Origin of the sequence: Haloactinopolyspora alba (assembly GCF_003014555.1) — a bacterium.
Taxonomy (GTDB): domain Bacteria; phylum Actinomycetota; class Actinomycetes; order Jiangellales; family Jiangellaceae; genus Haloactinopolyspora; species Haloactinopolyspora alba.
Genome location: NZ_PYGE01000012.1, coordinates 40,763 through 58,317, shown reverse-complemented (window position 1 = coordinate 58,317; position 17,555 = coordinate 40,763). Strand labels below are relative to the sequence as shown.

Annotated in this window: 17 protein-coding genes; 8 read left to right on the top strand and 9 right to left on the bottom strand. The window is 70.0% G+C overall.

The annotated features are described in order from the left end of the window. Nucleotides 1-18 precede the first annotated feature (18 nt). Together CLV30_RS16290 and CLV30_RS16285 are read right to left on the bottom strand one after the other, a co-directional pair. Nucleotides 19-1,551 (bottom strand): ABC transporter permease, encoded by a 1,533-nt coding sequence (locus tag CLV30_RS16290; RefSeq protein ID WP_106538290.1) that lies wholly within the window; start codon nt 1,549-1,551, stop codon nt 19-21. Nucleotides 1,552-1,755: 204 nt separating this feature from the next. After that, nucleotides 1,756-3,528: an ABC transporter family substrate-binding protein gene (locus CLV30_RS16285; protein ID WP_106538289.1), complete on the bottom strand. Its 1,773-nt coding sequence runs from the start codon at nt 3,526-3,528 to the stop codon at nt 1,756-1,758. A gap of 540 nt (nt 3,529-4,068) precedes the next feature. Between CLV30_RS16285 and CLV30_RS16280 the strand changes: the two genes are divergently transcribed. From CLV30_RS16280 to CLV30_RS16260, 5 genes are all read left to right on the top strand, one after another. Then, nucleotides 4,069-4,362: a hypothetical protein gene (locus CLV30_RS16280; protein ID WP_106538288.1), complete on the top strand. Its 294-nt coding sequence runs from the start codon at nt 4,069-4,071 to the stop codon at nt 4,360-4,362. Further along, a complete protein-coding gene (locus tag CLV30_RS16275) occupies nt 4,362-5,159 on the top strand; it encodes a hypothetical protein (protein ID WP_106538287.1) in 798 nt (265 codons plus the stop codon). The genes CLV30_RS16280 and CLV30_RS16275 overlap by 1 nt, the downstream gene beginning before the upstream one ends. A 43-nt stretch (nt 5,160-5,202) precedes the next feature. Next, nucleotides 5,203-7,005, top strand: a complete 1,803-nt coding sequence (locus CLV30_RS16270) for a fumarate reductase/succinate dehydrogenase flavoprotein subunit (protein WP_106538286.1) — start codon at nt 5,203-5,205, stop codon at nt 7,003-7,005. A gap of 64 nt (nt 7,006-7,069) precedes the next feature. Further along, entirely contained in the window at nt 7,070-7,858 is a 789-nt protein-coding gene (locus CLV30_RS16265) for a succinate dehydrogenase/fumarate reductase iron-sulfur subunit (RefSeq protein WP_106538285.1), read from the top strand. Nucleotides 7,859-7,962: 104 nt separating this feature from the next. Then, complete coding sequence (locus tag CLV30_RS16260; protein ID WP_106538284.1) at nt 7,963-8,256, top strand: 4a-hydroxytetrahydrobiopterin dehydratase; 294 nt, start codon at nt 7,963-7,965, stop codon at nt 8,254-8,256. A gap of 21 nt (nt 8,257-8,277) precedes the next feature. On the opposite strand, the gene CLV30_RS16255 is transcribed toward CLV30_RS16260, so the two are convergent. Next, nucleotides 8,278-8,883, bottom strand: coding sequence for a class I SAM-dependent DNA methyltransferase (locus CLV30_RS16255; RefSeq protein ID WP_106538283.1), 606 nt, complete (start codon nt 8,881-8,883; stop codon nt 8,278-8,280). A gap of 148 nt (nt 8,884-9,031) precedes the next feature. Here CLV30_RS16255 and CLV30_RS16250 point away from each other — a divergent pair, with 148 nt between their 5' ends. Together CLV30_RS16250 and CLV30_RS16245 are read left to right on the top strand one after the other, a co-directional pair. Next, nucleotides 9,032-10,759 carry an ABC transporter transmembrane domain-containing protein gene (locus CLV30_RS16250; RefSeq protein ID WP_205740998.1) on the top strand — a complete coding sequence of 576 codons (1,728 nt, stop codon included), beginning with the start codon at nt 9,032-9,034 and terminating at the stop codon, nt 10,757-10,759. Beyond that, the gene (locus tag CLV30_RS16245) at nt 10,756-12,561 is read left to right on the top strand and encodes an ABC transporter ATP-binding protein (RefSeq protein ID WP_106538281.1); all 1,806 of its coding nucleotides are present in this window, start codon (nt 10,756-10,758) and stop codon (nt 12,559-12,561) included. Before CLV30_RS16250 ends, CLV30_RS16245 begins: the two co-directional genes overlap by 4 nt. 44 nt (nt 12,562-12,605) lie before the next feature. Here CLV30_RS16245 and CLV30_RS16240 read toward each other — a convergent pair whose 3' ends face one another. Together CLV30_RS16240 and CLV30_RS16235 are read right to left on the bottom strand one after the other, a co-directional pair. Next, nucleotides 12,606-13,007: a glutaredoxin domain-containing protein gene (locus tag CLV30_RS16240; RefSeq protein ID WP_106538280.1), complete on the bottom strand. Its 402-nt coding sequence runs from the start codon at nt 13,005-13,007 to the stop codon at nt 12,606-12,608. A 99-nt stretch (nt 13,008-13,106) separates the two neighbouring features. After that, the gene (locus CLV30_RS16235) at nt 13,107-13,499 is read right to left on the bottom strand and encodes an ArsR/SmtB family transcription factor (protein WP_106538279.1); all 393 of its coding nucleotides are present in this window, start codon (nt 13,497-13,499) and stop codon (nt 13,107-13,109) included. A gap of 116 nt (nt 13,500-13,615) precedes the next feature. On the opposite strand from CLV30_RS16235, the gene CLV30_RS16230 reads away from it, so the two are divergent. Next, nucleotides 13,616-14,857, top strand: a complete 1,242-nt coding sequence (locus tag CLV30_RS16230; protein ID WP_106538278.1) for an MFS transporter — start codon at nt 13,616-13,618, stop codon at nt 14,855-14,857. Between the two features lie 7 nt (nt 14,858-14,864). Here the strand turns inward: CLV30_RS16230 and CLV30_RS16225 are convergent, their stop codons facing one another. The 4 genes from CLV30_RS16225 to CLV30_RS16210 form a co-directional block, all read right to left on the bottom strand. Continuing rightward, nucleotides 14,865-15,572 carry an SDR family oxidoreductase gene (locus CLV30_RS16225; RefSeq protein WP_106538371.1) on the bottom strand — a complete coding sequence of 236 codons (708 nt, stop codon included), beginning with the start codon at nt 15,570-15,572 and terminating at the stop codon, nt 14,865-14,867. A gap of 97 nt (nt 15,573-15,669) precedes the next feature. After that, nucleotides 15,670-16,092, bottom strand: a complete 423-nt coding sequence (locus CLV30_RS16220; RefSeq protein WP_106538277.1) for a TA system VapC family ribonuclease toxin — start codon at nt 16,090-16,092, stop codon at nt 15,670-15,672. Beyond that, nucleotides 16,089-16,319, bottom strand: a complete 231-nt coding sequence (locus CLV30_RS16215; RefSeq protein ID WP_106538276.1) for a hypothetical protein — start codon at nt 16,317-16,319, stop codon at nt 16,089-16,091. The genes CLV30_RS16220 and CLV30_RS16215 overlap by 4 nt, the downstream gene beginning before the upstream one ends. 121 nt (nt 16,320-16,440) lie before the next feature. Then, a complete protein-coding gene (locus tag CLV30_RS16210; RefSeq protein WP_106538275.1) occupies nt 16,441-17,535 on the bottom strand; it encodes a class I SAM-dependent methyltransferase in 1,095 nt (364 codons plus the stop codon). Between the last annotated feature and the right edge of the window lie 20 nt (nt 17,536-17,555).

The window sequence follows — 17,555 nt, the reverse complement described above, 5'->3', positions numbered from 1 at the left end:
CACTCGGTACGGCGACGCTCATCCGAGCCGGATCCGCGGGTCGAGGTAGGCGTAGGCGATGTCGGCGAGCATGTTGAACAGAACCGCGACGATCCCGGTCACCAGGAAGAACGCCATGGCCGGGTTGGGGTCGGTGTTGCGCAGCGCCTCGACGAACATGAAGCCCATGCCCTGCCAGCCGAAGACCGTCTCGGTGATCACCGCGCCGCCGATCAGCCCGGCCAGGTCGAAGGCCACCAGAGTCGTGACCGGGATCAGCCCGTTGCGCAGCGCATGCCGCACGATGACCGTCCGGTCGGTGAGGCCCTTGGAGCGGGCGGTGCGCACGTAGTCCTGGTTCATCACCTCGAGCATGCTCGCCCTGGTGTAGCGGCTGTAGGTCGCCAGCGACACCAACATCAACGCGAGCGTCGGCAGGGCCAGGTGCGTCACGGTGTCGAGCAGGTTCCCCCACGTTCCGCCGTCGTAGTTCGGCGTCCGGGCGCCGAAGGTCGCGACGACGCGCCCGCCGACGAACTCGTAGTAGTTGTCCCACGCGGTCAGCATCCGGTCGGCGGTGATGGTGAACGCCATGATGACCGCGACCCAGACCGACGTGCTGATGGCCTGCCGACGCTGCAGCCCGCCGATGGCGTAGCCGATGCCCACCGCCACCGCGACGGCCAGCAGCAACAGCAGGAACAGTGTGCCCCACGTCGGGTCTGTGAGCAGCGGGTCGAACGCGAGGTTCGCGACAATGCCCGCCCCGGCGGTCGCCAGCGCCGCGTACAGCACGTTGCGGTACCGGAAGCCCGCGACCACAGCGGTCAGCCCGACGGCTGCCGCCACCCCGACGACACCCACCACCACGGGCCCGAGGCCGGGGCTGCGGAACCAGCCGCTCGCGGACAGCAGCAGCAGCGCACCGCCGGTGGCGACGAACGCGACCGCGAACGACGTCAGCACCCGGCGTCTGTCGCCGCCGACGATCGACCCCCAAATCAACCCACTGATCACGCCGACGATCGCCGCCGCCGGTAGCGACACGGTGGGATCGGCCAGCCAGTCGTTCAGGTCGATCGCGATGTACTGCTTCAGCAGGACGGCGAACCAGAAGATCGGCAGCGACACGAAAACGAACGACGCAAATGTCGCGCTGTAGTCGAGCCGGGTGTACTGCCGCAGCGCCGTGACGATGCCGACCAGCACGCCGATGATGACGGCCGTGACGGTCGCGACCGTGATCAGCTGCAACGTCGCGACCATCGCGTCGGCCAGCAGGGCAGACACGTCCTGGCCGCGCACGGACTGTCCCAGGTCGCAGGTCCCGACGAACGGCACCACGCACTGTGCGGCACCGCCGAGCCACTTCAGATAGCGCAGCGGCACCGGTGTGTCCAGGTCGAGCCGCTCGGTCATGTTGGCGATGCGGTCCTCGATACCGGGCTCGTTGCTCTGGCGCAACTGCGCCAGCGGATCGCCGGACAGCGCCACCAGGACGTAGGCGATGAACGTCCCCGCCAGCAGGATGCCGAACGCGGCGATCACGCGGCGCACGATGAAAGCGAGCACGGAGTACCTGCTCCTTACGGGTGAAGTCGACTGCGCAGAACGGTAACCGAGAGCGCGCCTGCGTCCCGAGCCGGCCGGGTGGCGCGAGGCGGGAGTGTCCGCGCGCGACGCCGCTGCCCAGGCGCCGGACGCGATCGAGGGGCCGGCTGGGATGGCCCGGCCGGCCCCTCGGTCAGCGTGCTGAACTCATCGGGCTGTGTCAGGTCAGGACGACCGCGACCACTCGTCCATGTTGAACGTCACGCCGGTCTGCGTGGCGTTGACCTTCACGCCCTCGAGGTCGGACGCGAACGCGTTGATGTTGGCGTTGACGTACAGCGGGATGTTGAAAACGTCCTCCCACAGCAACCCCTCCATCTCGGCGATCAGCTGCTTGGCCGCCTCACGGTCGGTGCTGGTGACGATCTGGTCCCAGAGCTTGTCGACCTCTTGGTTGGCGTAGCCGTACGGGTTCTGCGCGCCGTCGCTGACGTACAGCGACTCGCCCGCGGCGAGGACGCCGGAGCCGGCCCAGGCGAACATCGTCGCGTCGTAGGACCCCGGCTGGCCGGTGAGGCGGGCGCCCCAGTCCGGCGGGGTGAAGTCCTTGATGTTGAACCCGACCTTGTCGCACTCGCTCTTCACCAGCGCCGAGAGCTGGTTACGGACCGGGTCGTCGGCGTGCATCAACCTGACGTCGATCGGCGTCTGGACACCGGACTGCTGGATCAGCTGCCTGGCACCGTCGAGGTCCTGCTCGCCGTACATGTCCGCGGGGAACGCCTGCTCGCGGGCCTGGTCGTACATCGGGTCGACCGGGAAGAACTCGCGCATGTCGAGGACGATGGCCTCCGGGTTGGCCGGCTTGACCAGGTTGTCCACGATCAGCTGCCGCGGGATGCACTTGGCGAACGCCTGGCGGATCTCCAGGGGTTCGAAGACGTCGCCCTTGCCCTGCTGCATGTCGATGTGGCTCCAGGTCAGGCTTTCGCCGGACTCGGTGGTGATTTGGCCTTGCTGGGCGAGTTGCTCCAGCTGGGCAGCCACGTCCGGGGTCGGGTTGCCCGGGTTGATGATGTCGACCTCACCGTTCTGCAGCGCCGCGACCTGCTGGGCGGGGTCGAGAAGCCGCAGAACGATCGTCTCCGTCTTCGGCGGCGTGCCGTAGAAGTTCGGATTCGCCTTGAGGGTCAGGGACTGCCCGGCGTCCCAGGAGTCGATGAGGTACGGCCCGGACGACGGGATCATCTCCGGCGGCGGGAGTTCGCCGGGGTTGAACTGCCACCCGGTGTTCCAGAACTTCGCGACCGGCTTCAACGCGGCGATGTCGTCCTCGGCGATGGCGGTGATGAGCTCCTCGGAGGTCAGCCCGCCCTGCTCGGCCGCGATGTGCGCCGGGATGGCGCCGCCCTGGAAGATCAGCTCCCAGTCGATGTACGGCTGCTCGTAGACGACCGTGATCGTCTTGTCGCCGGGCTGGCACTCCGGCTTCTGCACCAACTCGTAGCCGTTGGTCGACGACTGGTCGAAGATGTCCTCGCCGGAGCCGTCGACCATCTTGCCCGACATCGCCGCCCACTCGAGCAGGAAGTCGTCGCAGTCGATGGGCTCGCCGTCGGACCACACCGCCTTGTCGCTGTAGGTGTACTCCACCGTCAGCGGATCGTCGCTGGTCTTCTCGTACGTGCCGAACTCCTCCTCACGCACGATGGAGCCGTCGGCGCCGTACGACCAGAAATTGAGCTTGGCACCGTTGTGGACGTAGGTGTTCCAGGTGCCATTGCCTTCCGCGGTGAGGTCGTTGTAAGCGGTGTACTCCGAGTCGACGGCCACCGTGATGGTGCCGGACTGGGTGCCTTCCTCTTCCGTCGGCTCCTCGGTGCGGTTGGCACCGGGCTCTTCCGATCCGCCGCCGTCGTCGCCGCCGCAAGCGGTGAGCGCCAGGGCCCCCGCCGTCAGCACCGCGAACAACGTCGCGCCCTTGCGCTTGCTCGTCAAGGTGACTCCTCCACTGTGTCCGGATCACACGAAGATCCATGTCGAGAATTTCCTAACGACACCATCGCTGCTGACACAGACACAAGCGAGCCGCACTCGCTGTTACGGACCTGCAACCCAATCCGGGCAGGAAATGACGAAACCACAACAGAGAGGGCGCAGCCTCCCCCGCAATTCCTCCTGTTCAACGGCCGTTCGACAGGACGAAGGGAGAGCCGGAGCGTCGAGCCCCGCCGCGAGGCCCTCCACACCGGCCACCACCGACGGAGGTCGCGGGTCGGCTCGCGCCAGGACGCCGGCGGCTAACGGCCCCCGGGACGGCATCCGGGAGGTGGCATCACCAGGCGTCTGCACGCGTCACGAGGTCTGCAAGGGTGGTGACGCATGGGATTCCATGCGGGACGTGATCATTCACGCGCGGCGCGCCGGAAACGGTGGCGGCTGAGAGATAGACCTCGATCCGGGGGAAGCTCTGGATTCGTGACGCCAGCCGTGCCAAGCTGCGCCCTATCGCGACCGTCGACGTTCGCGGGAGGCAGTATGGGAGTGTCCGAGAGCCGCGCCGCGGTGGCCGAGGCCATCACGGGTCTTGACGCGGCCGTGGTCGAGCTACGCCGTCAGTACGGCGACACGCTGGGCGTGCGCCGGCTCATGACGGACACGGCGCGACTGGCCGACGACCTCGACGAGCTGGGCGATCCGCTTCCGGGGCAGCGCTCCGGCACGCAGGAGCGCCAGCATCTCGAAGTCGTCCCGGACGACCCGTACGACCCCAGCATGTGGGCCGACGCCGAGGACGAGGGCCTCGGCGCTCCCGATCGGCGCGCGCCGTAGTGGCCGCTCCGACCGGCACCCAGGCACCGTCGCGCGCCCGCATCACCGAGCGGACGCTGCGCACGGACCGCTGGTGGATCACGCCCGCACTGACCGTCACCGGCCTCGTCGCCTGGCTGGCCTACGCCACCTTCCGGGTGTTCCAGCAGGCCGACTACTGGGTCGCCGAACACCATTACCTGACGCCGTTCTCGTCGCCGTGCGTCTCCAACGGCTGCGTCGACGGGGCCGCGCACTTCGGCACGTTCCTGCCGGACCACCCGCTGCTCCCGTACGCGGCGCTGAGCCTGCCGTTGCTGCTGCTGTTCCGGCTGACCTGCTACTACTACCGCAAGGCGTACTACCGCAGCTTCTGGCTGTCGCCGCCGGCCTGCGCGGTCGCCGAGCCGCACCGGCGCTACACCGGCGAGACCCGGCTGCCGCTCATCCTGCAGAACGCGCACCGGTACACGTTCTATGCCGCGCTGATCATCACACTGATCAACACCTACGACGCCATCCTCGCCTTCGACGGCGCCGACGGCTTCGGCGTGGGGCTCGGCAACGTGATCCTCGTCGGCAACGTGGTCATGCTGTGGTGCTACACGTTGTCGTGCCACTCGTGCCGGCACATCACCGGCGGCCGGTTGCGCTCGTTCTCGCGGCACCCCATCAGGTACCGGTGGTGGACCTTCGTGTCCAAGCTGAACACACGGCACATGCAGTTCGCGTGGATCACGCTCGGCACCCTGGCGCTGACCGACTTCTACATCTGGATGGTGGCGTCGGGAACGTGGTCGGACCTGCGTTTCTTCTGACGCCAGTGGATCCAGCCGACCGAACGACAGCGTGAGGGAGTTCATGACCGACCCGAGCAGTATCGAACGGCACAGCTTCGACGTCCTGGTCGTCGGGGCCGGCGGTGCCGGGCTGCGCGCGGCCATCGCCGCACACGACGCGGGCGCGAAGGTCGGCCTGGTGTGCAAGTCGCTGCTGGGCAAGGCGCACACCGTGATGGCCGAGGGCGGCATCGCCGCGGCCATGGGCAACGTCTGGTCCGACGACAACTGGCAGGTGCACTTCCGCGACACCATGCGTGGCGGCAAGATGCTCAACCACTGGCGGATGGCCCAGCTGCACGCCCAGGAGGCGCCCGACCGCGTCCGCGAGCTCGAAGAGTGGGGCGCACTGTTCGACCGCACGCCGGACGGTCTGATCTCGCAGCGCGACTTCGGCGGTCACCGTTTCGCCCGGCTCGCGCACGTGGGCGACCGCACCGGCCTCGAGCTCATCCGCACCCTGCAGCAGCGCGCCGTCGCACTGGGCATCTCGGTGTTCATGGAATGCACCGTCACCCAGCTACTCAAAGAGGGCGACCGGCTGTCCGGCGCGTTCGGCTACTGGCGCGAGTCCGGCCGGTTCGTCGTCTTCGAGGCACCCTCGGTGGTGCTGGCCACCGGCGGCATCGGCAAGTCGTACAAGGTCACGTCGAACTCGTGGGAGTACACCGGCGACGGCCACGCGCTCGCGCTGGACGCCGGCGCGGACCTGGTGAACATGGAGTTCGTCCAGTTCCACCCGACGGGCATGGTCTGGCCGCCGTCGGTCAACGGGATCCTGGTCACCGAGTCGGTCCGCGGCGACGGCGGGGTGCTGCGCAACAACGAGGGCCGCCGGTTCATGTTCGATTACATCCCGGAGTTCTTCAAGGCCGAGACCGCCGACTCCGAGGACGAGGCCGACCGCTGGTACGACGACAAGGCCAACAACCGCCGCCCGCCCGAGCTGTTGCCCCGCGACGAGGTCGCGCGCGCCATCAACGCCGAGGTGAAGGCCGGCCGCGGCTCGCCGCACGGCGGCGTGTTCCTCGACATCGCCTCCCGGCGATCGCCCGAGTACATCCAGCGCCGGCTGCCGTCGATGTACCACCAGTTCAAGGAGCTGGCCGACGTCGACATCACCGCCGGCCCGATGGAGGTCGGCCCGACCTGCCACTACGTCATGGGCGGCGTGGCCGTCGACCCGGACACCGGCGAGTCCGGCGTGACCGGGCTCTACGCCGCCGGTGAGGTCGCCGGCGGCATGCACGGGTCCAACCGGCTGGGCGGCAACTCGCTGTCCGACCTGCTCGTCTTCGGCCGCCGCGCAGGGCTGAACGCCGCGTACGCTGCGGCCCGCGTCCGTTCCGCCCCGGCGATCGCCGACGACGACGTCCGCAACGCGGCCACGGCAGCGCTGGCCCCGTTCGACGGCACCGGCGACGAGAACCCCTACACCGTCCAGCACGACCTGCAGGACGTCATGCACAAGCTGGTCGGCATCATCCGCAACGCCGACGAGATGCGCGACGCGCTCGACAAGCTGGTCGAGTTGCGTGAGCGGACCACACGGATGACGGTGGAGGGACACCGGCAGTACAACCCCGGGTGGCACCTCGCGCTCGACCTGCCCAACATGCTGCAGGTGTCCGAATGCATCGCGCGGGCGGCGCTCGAACGGACCGAGAGCCGTGGCGGGCACACCCGCGACGACTTCCCGGGCACCGACGACACGTGGGGCTCGGTCAACCTGCTCTGCCACCTCGACGACGACGCCGTCGCCGTCCGGCGGCAGCCGTTGCCGTCGATGCCCGACGAGTTGCGCCGGCTTTTCGACGAGACATGAGACGTCAGCGGCACCGTGCGCCGGCCGGGCCGGTGACGACACGAACGATCGCCGAGGAGGCGTGATGGGATACGACCTCGACATGAAGGTATGGCGCGGTGACGCGTCGGGTGGTGAGCTCGTCGACTACACCGTGCCGGTCGAGGAGGGTGAGGTCGTCCTCGACGCGCTGCACCGCGTGCAGGCCACCCAGGCAGGCGACCTCGCGGTCCGGTGGAACTGCAAGGCCGGCAAGTGCGGGTCGTGCAGCACCGAGATCAACGGGCAGCCGCGGCTGGCCTGCATGACCCGGCTGTCCACGTTCGAGCCCGGCGAGACGGTGACGGTCACGCCGCTGCGGACGTTCCCGGTGATCCGTGACCTCGTCGCGGACGTGTCGTACAACTACGAGGCCGCCAAGAAGGTCCCGACCTTCGCGCCCGAGCCGCGCGGCGCCGACGGCGAGTACCGCATGCAGCAGGAGGACGTCGAGCGCGGGCAGGAGTTCCGCAAGTGCATCGAGTGCTTCCTGTGCCAGACGGTGTGCCACGTGATCCGTGACCACGAGGAGAACAAGCAGTCGTTCTCGGGCCCGCGCTACTTCCTGCGCTACGCCGAGCTCGAGATGCACCCGCTGGACACGAACGACCATCGGCAGCTGGCCAAGGAACAGGCCGGCATCGGGCTGTGCAACATCACCAAGTGCTGCACCGAGGTGTGCCCCGAGGGCATCAAGATCACCGACAACGCGATCATCCCGGTGAAGGAACGCGTGGTCGACCGCTCCTTCGACCCGGTCACCTGGCTCGGCCGCAAGATCTTCCGCCGCGACCAGCTCCCCGAGTCCCAACCCCCCGACCAGCCCCAGGAATGATCACGTTCACCATGGAATTCCCTGCGTCACCACCCTTGCAGACCTGGTGACGCGGGGACGATCCTGGTGATGGCAGCCGCCGTGGCCCGCGAACGGAGGCACCGATGACACTGCTCGACACCGACGACATACGCTCCGCGCTCGACGGCCTACCGGAGTGGAGCGGCGACACCTCCGGCATCACCCGCACCGTCGAGGCTCCGGACTTCCCGACCGGCATCGCCGTCGTCGACGACGTCGCCGAGGCAGCCGAAGCCGCGGATCACCATCCGGACATCGACATCCGCTGGCGCACCCTCACGTTCGCGCTCGTCACCCATTCGGCCGGCGGCGTGACCAGGGCGGACGTCGACATGGCCCACGCCATCGACCGGATCGTCGCACGGCACACGGAGTAGCCCGCCCGGCACCGCTGCCGATCACCCCGCAGCGTGCCGCAGCACCGTCACCGCGAAGTCGGCCTCGTCGTGCCACGCACGCAGATCCCACGTCGCGAACCGGTGCTCCACCCGCAGCCCCGCCGCGGCGACGCACCGGTCGAACTCGTCGAGCGACAGATGCCGGTCGACGTGGAAGCCGACGATCACGAACCCGTCGCCGGCGACGTGCGCGCCGACGCGACGTAGCACCTCGGTCTCGGTGCCGGGCGCGACGAAGACCATCACGTTGCCGGCCACGACCGCGGCGTCGAACGGCTCGGCGACACCCTGTGCTGGCAGGTCGAGCTCGGCCAGGTCGGCGACCAGCCACCGCGGACCGGGGTGGTCGGCGACGGCGGCGTCGATCAGTACCGGGTCGGCGTCGACCCCGACGAGCTCGTGCCCGCGAGCGTGCAGCTCGGCGCCGATGCGGCCGGTACCGCACCCCGCATCGAGGATCCGTGCCTTCCGGCGCACCATCGCGTCGACGAGCCGCGCCTCACCTGCGAGGTCGTCGCCCTCGGCAGCCATCCGGCGGAACCGCTCGACGTACCAGTGCGAGTGGCCGTCCTTGGTGTCGGTCTCCCAGCGGGTCGGTTCGGCCACGCGACTCACTGTACTGCGGTGACCGCGGCGTCATGCCTCCGGCCCATCGGTGACGGGCAGCTCGACCGCCATGCCGTCCCGGGCCGCCAGGACAGCGGCACAAAACCGGTTGCCCGTTCCGGGGGCAACGTCTACGGTCTTGACTTCCGTGCGCCAGTTTCCTGACCCGGACCCTGGGCAACCAGATCTTCGGTCCCCCGGTAGCTACCTCACCCGCCTCGCCGGCGCCAACCGCGTCATCGTCGCCCTGGGCGTCGTCTACTCGACCGTCAGCGTCGTCGCGAATGCGCTGATCCCCGCGGCCATCGGCCGCGCCGTCGACGACGGGCTCACCGAACGCGACCAACGGGCCCTGTTGCTGTGGGGCGGGGCCGTCCTGGCGCTGGGAATCCTCCAGGCCGTCACCGGCATCCTGCACGACCGATGCGCGCTGACCGCCTCCCTCGGCGGCAGTTTCCGCACGCTCCAGTTCGTCACCGACCACGCCACCCGACTCGGCGCGAGTCTGCCCCGGCGCGTGTCCGCCGGCGAGGTCATGAGCGTCGGTGTCGCCGACGTCGGGCAGATCGGCAACGCGCTCGCCTTCGTCTCCCGTGCCGTGGGCGCCGTGGCCGCGGTCGTCGTGGTCGCCGCGATCATGCTGGTCACCTCGTGGCAGCTGGGACTGGTCGTGCTGGTCGGCGTGCCGGTGATGGTCGTCGCGACGACGCTGACGCTGCGTCCGCTGCATCGGCGCCAGGTCGGGCTGCGCGCCGTCCAGTCCGAGCTCACCTCGAGCGCCGTCGACATCGTCGGTGGTCTGCGAGTCCTGCGCGGCATCGGCGGCGAGCAGATGTTCGCCGACGGTTATCGCAGCGAGTCGCAGCGGGCGCGACGCGCCGCCGTCCGGGTTGCCCGCGTCGAGGCGGTGCTCGACGGCGCCAAGGTGCTGCTGCCCGGATTGCTGGTCACGGCCGTGGTGTGGCAGGGCGCTCGATACGTGCTGGACGGCCGCCTCACCCCCGGCCAGCTCGTGGCGTTCTACGGTTACGCCACGTTCCTGTCGATTCCGCTGCGCCGGCTGACCAACGCGGCCGGAGCGGTCATGAAGGGCGTTGTCGCCGCCCGCCGGGTGACGACGCTGCTCTCGTTGCAACCGCACGACACCGGCGGAGCATCGCCGACCGGCGACTCCGGCGCGCCGCCAACCGCCGCCGGTGCCGGGTTCCACGACCCGGTCTCCGGCCTGCGGATCGAGCCCGGCCGGCTGACGGCGGTCGTGTGCGCGTTCTCCGACGACGCCGGGCCGCTGGCCGACCGGATCGGCCGCTATGCCGACTCCGACGTGACGTTCGGCGACGTGCCGCTGCGTCAGCTCGACATCGACGACGTCCGCCGCCGCATCCTGGTCGTCGACAACGCCGCGCACCTGTTCTCGGGCTCGTTGCGCGTCGAGCTCGACCCGGCCGGCCGCGCGGCACGGGTCCCGGACGTCGTGCACCGGGCCGTTGGCACGGCGTCCGCGCACGACGTCCTCGCCGGGCTGCCCGCAGGGCTGGACACCGTCGTCGCCGACGCCGGACGCGAGCTGTCCGGTGGCCAGGGCCAGCGGCTCCGGCTGGCGCGTGCCCTCACCGTCGATCCCGAGGTGCTGGTCCTGGTCGAACCCACCAGCGCCGTCGACGCCCACACCGAGTCGCGGATCGCGGCCGGACTGGCCGCGGCCCGCGACAGGCGCACGACCGTGGTCTTCTCCACCAGCCCGATCCTGCTGGACTGCGCCGAGCACGTCGTCTTCGTCGAGGCCGGCAAGGCCGTGGCCGAGGGCACGCACGCCGAACTGCTCGCCGACGACCGCTACCGAGCCGTCGTGGCTCGCGAGGAGGACCCGGCATGACCGGCCTGCCCGTCGCCTCCGCCACCCGGGCCCGGGCGCACGCACGCCGGCTGGCGCTGCGGCACCCCGCCGAGCTCGGCCGCGTCGTGGTGCTGCACATCCTGGCCGCGGCGTCCGGTCTGGTCGTCCCGTGGCTGCTCGGAAGGCTCGTCGAGGACGTCGCCCGCGGAACGGACACCGTCGACCGGGTCGCCGTGCTGATCTGCGCGTTCGTCGTGACGCAGGCGGCGCTCACAGGCTTCGCCATGCTCGCCTCCGCTCGGCTCGGCGAGAAGGTGCTCGCCCAGCTGCGCGAGGAGTTCGTCGACGACGTGCTCGCGCTGCCGCAGTCGACGGTCGAGCGGGCCGGGACCGGGGATCTGGTCACCCGGACCACGCGCGACGTCGACCTGTTGTCGCGGGCGGTCCGGCACGCGATTCCGGAGACGCTGATCAGCGCGGTGACGATCGTGCTGACGCTCGGCGGGCTGGTCCTGCTGGGACCGTTGCTGGCGTTGCCCTGCCTGGTCGCGGTGCCGATCCTGTGGGCGGCGACCCGCTGGTTCCTCGCTCGTGCCCGCGACGCGTACCTGCGTGAGAACGCCTCGTACACGCGGATCGCGGCCGGGCTGAGCGAGACCGCCGATGGCGCGCGCACCGTCGAGGCGCTGCGGATCGGCGCTCGTCGCCGGGCCCGCGCCGACGACGACATCGCAGCCGCGGACGCGGCCGAGCGCTACACGATGCGGCTGCGGACCGTGTTCCTGCCGATCGTCGACACCGCGTACGTGCTCCCGGTGGTCACCACACTGGTCATCGGCGGTGCGTTCCATCTCAACGGGCTGGCGTCGCTGGGGGCGGTCACCGCCGCGACCCTGTACGTCCAGCAGCTGCTCACGCCGGTGGACACGTTGCTGTTCTGGCTGAACGAGCTGCAGCTCGGCAGCGCCGCGCTCGCCCGACTGCTCGGGGTGCGCCGGCCGGACCAGCCGACCTGCGACGACGATGCCACCACCGGACCGGCGTTCCCAGGGCCGTCGCGCTCGGCGCCGCTGGTACTGGCAACGCCGGTTTCCGCGGCCGGCGACCGAGCGGGCATCGCCGCACACGGTGTCAGCTTCGGCTACCGCGACGCGGTGGACGTGCTGCGCGACGTCGATCTCGAGGTCGGCCCCGGCGAGCGGCTCGCGATCGTGGGTGCGTCCGGCGCGGGCAAGTCCACTCTCGGCCGGGTGCTCGCGGGTGTCCACCGGCCGCGTGCCGGCTCGATCACCGTCGACGACGTCGACGTCGGCGGTCTCCCACTGGAGCAGCTGCGGACCGAGATCACGCTGGTCACACAGGAGCACCATGTGTTCCGCGGCTCGCTGCGCGACAACGTCGTGCTGCCCGTGCCGGACGCGGACGATGCCGCCGTCGAGCACGCGTTGCGGGCCGTCGACGCCTGGGATTGGGCGGCGGACCTGGGGCTGGACGCCCGTGTGGGCTCCGGCGGGACTGCCCTGTCACCCGCGCAGGCGCAGCAGCTGGCGTTGGCGCGGCTGACTCTGGCCGACCCGCACACGGTAATCCTCGACGAGGCGACGTCGGTGCTCGATCCGCGGTCCGCGCGGCACGTGGAACGCTCACTCGCTGCCGTGCTGGCCGGGCGCACCGTGATCGCCATCGCACATCGCCTGCACACCGCGCACGACGCCGACCGGATCGCCGTCATGGAGGAGGGCCGGATCGTCGAACTCGGCTCGCACGACGATCTCCTGCGTGCCGGCGGTGCGTACGCCGCGCTCTGGAACTCGTGGCACGGCCACCCCGACCGCCCATGATCATCAACGTTTTGCCGGGTCATGGTGTGGTGCGTCGTTGATGATCACCGGAACAGCTGCAGGCGCACCCACCGCGGACTCGGGTTCGTGTGCGCCTGCCCGCCGACGACGACGGTGGGCACGGTCTCGTTGCCGGAGTTCACCGACCGGACGAATCGCGCCGCATCGTCGTCCCAGATGTTCACCCACATGACCCGCCGCGCGCCCGACGCCAGCGCCATCCGAAGACGCATGCAGTAGGTGCATCCCGGACGCCAGAGGATCAGCGGGACACCCCGGGCGGACGCGATGTCGCGTGCCTGCTCGAACGGGACGCCCCGCGGGAAGAACGCCGGCGACAGCGTCCATGCGAACACGACCATCGCCGCGGCGATCACGACTGCGCTCCACCCGTCGCCGTCGAGCAGCCCGGCCGCCGCCACCACCAGCGCGGCGCCCGCCACCATCGCCGCCGTTCTCTAGCCACGCACGACGCCGCCGCGTGTCACCGCGACTCCGGGTCGGGGCCGAGCACGGCGCGCCGGCCACCGGTCACCACGCAGACGTCAGGCATGCGGCCGCCAGTCGGCGATCAACCGCAGCAGCCCAGGGAACCGGGCCTCGAGGTCTTCGACACGCAGCTGGTTGCCCCGCGTCAGGCCGTACTGCCGCTGCCGGATGAGCCCGGCGTCGCGCAACGTGCGGAAGTGGTGTGTCAGCGACGACTTCGGCCGGTCCAGTCCGAACCACCCGCAGGGGTGGTCGATCCGCTCGGCCTCGAGCAGCAGCTTGCGCACGATGAACAGCCGCAACGGATCACTGAGGGCGGCCATCACGATCTCGAGTCGCATCTCGTCCCGGGTCGGCTCGGGTAGCGGCTCGGGAAGTCGGTCGTCTTCGGTGAAGGTGCGGAACCGCGGCGGCGTACCCGTCGCGGTGTCCGTTGCCGTCGGTCCCATGGTCGCTCCTCCTTGTACGACTTGCATCGTACAACAGAGATGCTGTACGACTCTTCTCGTACTTGTGCGCCTTCACTCGAACTTCAGCCCACCTCCGTCCCGCCCAGGAGCGACGCATGACCACCGACACGGACACGTCCCGCGCGTGCGGCCAACCGCCCCGCCCGGACCCGCATCCGCCGACGTCACGCCGGTGGATGTGGTTCGCGGCCTGGCCGGTCGTGGTCGCGCTCGCCCTGTCCAACGAGCCGGCGCCGCTGTACGTCGTGTGGCAGGACCGGCTCGGCTTCTCCGCCGCCACCCTCACCCTGATCTACGCCTTCTACGTCGTCGGGTTGCTCGGCACGCTGATCGGCGCGGGCTCGCTCGCCGACCGGATCGGCCGACGGCCGGTTCTGCTCCCGGGACTGGCGCTGGGCATCGTCGCCGCGGCGCTGTTCGCCACCGCCGATTCCGTGCCGGCACTGGCACTGGCGCGGACGCTCAGCGGCGTCACCGTCGGCGCGTTCCTCTCGGCCGGCCTGGCCGCCGTGTCGGATCTCGCGCCGGCCGGGAGCAAGCGGCTCGGCGGGCTCGTCGCGTCGGCCTCGATGGTCGGCGGCGCCGCTCTCGGTCCGATGCTCTCCGGCATCCTGTCCGAGACCTTGCCGGGGCCGACGGTCGGCGTCTTCGTCCTGCAGATCGCCCTGCTGGTCACGGCCTTCCCAGTGGTCTTACGGATGCCGCTGCACCGTCCCGCCGCGCACGTCGCCGGGACCGGCCGCCCGCGCATCCCTTCAGCGCCGCGACCGCACCGGCGCGGTCTGCTGCTCGGCCTCGGCGTCTTCGCCCCGGCCATCACCGCCACCGGATTCGTGCTCTCGCTCGGTCCGTCGTTGCTCGCCGACCTGCTACACACGAGCAACCGAACCGTCGCAGGCGGGACGATCTTCATCCTCTTCGCCGCGGCCACAGGTGTCCAGTTCGCCGCGCGCGGCCTGACGGTTCCCACGCTCTTCCGGCTCGGCGCCACGCTCACCGTGTCCGGCATGACGACGCTGATCCTGGCCGTGCCGACCGGCTCCGTCACGCTGGTGCTGGTCGCGGCGGTGCTGGCCGGCTTGGGCCAGGGCTCCGCCCAGCTGGGTGCCTTGGGCACGCTCAGCTCGCGGATCCCCTCCGCCCGGCTGGCCGAAGCGAACGCCGCCCTCACGGCCGGCGGCTACCTGATGGCCGGGGCGCTTCCCGTCGGCGCGGGCTACCTCAGCGACGCGGTCGGGCTGGCGGCCGGGACCACGGCGTTCGGCGTCACCGTCGCGATCCTGGTCACGGCGGGCGCCGTGGCCGCCACGACGGGTTCGCGGGCCACGGCGTCGTGAGCCGTCGTCAGCGGTGGAACCCGCCCTCGCTGTCGATCGTCTGCCCCACCACCCACCGGGCGTCGTCGCTGACCAGCCAGGCGATCAACCGTGCCGGGTCGTCGGGCTCACCGAGACGCCCGGCCGGGAACCTCGCCCGCAACGTCCGGACGAACTCGACCGACCGATCGCCATCCTGCTCGTCGAGGTATCCGGTGTTCACCGGCCCGGGGTTCACGGTGTTCAACGAGATGCCCTGGTCGATGAGCCCGTCGGCGACCGAGGCGGTGATCCCGGCCAGCGCCGCCTTGGAGGTGGCGTAGGCGATCTCGTCGCGCATCGGACCGAGCTGCTGCCCGGAGGTCATCCAGATCACCCGCCCGCCGTCGCGGCCGTCGTACTGCGCCGCGAACGCGCGCGTGGCCAGCAGCGTCGAGCGAGTGTTGACCTGCCAATGTCCGTCGAGAGTGGATGCGGTCATCGCCACGAGCGTCCCGTCGGAGCCGCTGCGCGCGTGGTTGCACACGAGGATGTCGAGGTGACCGAAGGCACGCCGCGCGGCGTCGATGAGCGTGTCCGCGCCGTACGGCTGGGCGTCGTCGTGCGGGACGAAGTGGTGCACGTACAGGCTCGCACCCATCGACGCGAGCCGCGCGGCGACGGCGAAGCCGATCCCCCGGAACCGACTGACCCCGGTGACGACGGCCACCCGGCCCGCGAGGGGAAGCTGGTCCATGATCACGACTCCAGACGAACGCAGCCGACGACCCGCGACGGGCACACCTCGCGACGTGACCGTGAAAGGCACCGCATCACAACGTCGAGTAGCCTTGTCAGCTTTGCGGCACCAACACACACCACGTCGAGTGGCGGACCGCGAGCGCGCGGTCGAACGTCGCGAGTCGACCGACCACGCGCTCGGACGCCAAACCGACGAGGTAGGAGTCCGTTACTTGCCGATGGCCGTAGACGCCCTTCATATCGAGGTCACTGTACGAGACGTTGTCGCTCCAGAACTCGCATCGCGGCATGTTGCGTATCGCGCTGATCGCTTCCTGGGCCACAACTGCCGACTCGCCCTCGCGCAGCAGAAACCGCACGAGCGCGCCCTCCGTAATCGGGCATAGAGCTATCTGCCCGACGCCGGCGAGCCATCGGTGCGCTGCTTCGTGCGCCGTGTGATCGCGCACAGCAAGCGCGATGAGCACGTTGGCGTCCAGCAGATAACTGAGTTCAGCGGACGACGATTCGCTCATTCGTCATCCCACAACGTCGCCACGTCTTCGGCATCGACGCTGTGTCCCACGCTCACCGTGGGGAATCCTGTCGTGTGATGGGCGATCAACTGCTGCTCGTCTTCGGCCGCCGCCAACCCTCGCAGTGCGAGGTCAGCCACGACACTCGACAACGATCGCCCACTACGTACAGCGATCTCTCGAGCGCGCCGATGCGCGGCAGGCGGAAGGTCGACCGTCGTTCGCATAACTGCATCATAATGCGATGCGAGAACCGATGCAACGATTGCACCGGCCGACGAGCGCACGGCAGGGGCACGACGACGGTGGTCACCGGACCGTCGACCGTGCGACGGCGGTCCGGGCTGCTCAGCCCTTGCGCGCCACGTAGTAGTAGTTGAGTATGTCGGCCTCGATCTCACCGACGGCCACGTCGGTGAATCCCGCGTCGTGCAGCATCGACTCGGCCAGCTGACGCCCCCAGGCCGTCCCGAGTCCGGCGCCGTCCAGACCGAGCGAGACACTCATGCAGTGCAGCGTCGAGACCGTGTAGAAGAAGGTGCCCAGGGGCGAGTCCACGTTGTCCGCGACGTTGCTGGACGCCTTGATGTCCACCATCAGGAACGTGCCGCCCGGCCGCAGCGCCCGAGCGACCGCCGCCAGCACACCGGCCGGGTCCGCCTGGTCGTGCACCGAGTCGAACGCCGTGACGAGGTCGTACGAGTCCGCGTCCGTCATCGTGGCGACGTCGACGACGTCGAACGTCGCGTTCGTCAGTCCGAGCGCCCCCGCCTCCTCGCGGGCGTGCCCGATGGCCTCGTCGGAGAAGTCGTAGCCGGTGAACCGGCTGGCCGGGAACTCCTGCGCCAGCAGGTTGATCGCGTGTCCCTGTCCGCACCCGATGTCGAGGACGTCCGCGCCGGCACGCAGCCGATCGGCGACGCCGGGGGCCATCGGCAGCGTCACGTCGAGCAGGGAGGCGTCGAAGACCTGGGCGCTGTTCTCCGCCATCAAGCGATGGAACCGCGGGTACGCGGAGTACGGCAGACCGCCGCCGTTCCGGAAGCACTCGACGATCGCCGGCTCCACCTCGCCGAGCATCGACACCATCTGTGTCAGCGTCGCCAGGTTGTCCGGGCCCGCGGCCCTGGTCAGCGACGCCGCATGCTCGGCGGGCAACCGGTAGGTGCCCTCGTCCGGGTCGTGGTCGACGATCTTGGCGGTCGTCATCGCGCCGAGCCACTCGCGGACGTAGCGCTCGTTCACCCCCGCGGCCCGCGCGATCTGCTCGCTCGTCGCCGGCCCCGTACCGGCGAGGACGTCGAACAGGCCGGTCTGGTGGCCGATGCTGATCATGAGCGCGGCACACGCATCGGTGAAAGTCGTGAGCATCCGGCCGGCGAAGGCTTCCACCTTCTCCTGATCGAGCGGGCTCTGCTCCGGCGCGAGATCGGTTGCCGTCATGGTGTCCCCCCATACGTCGC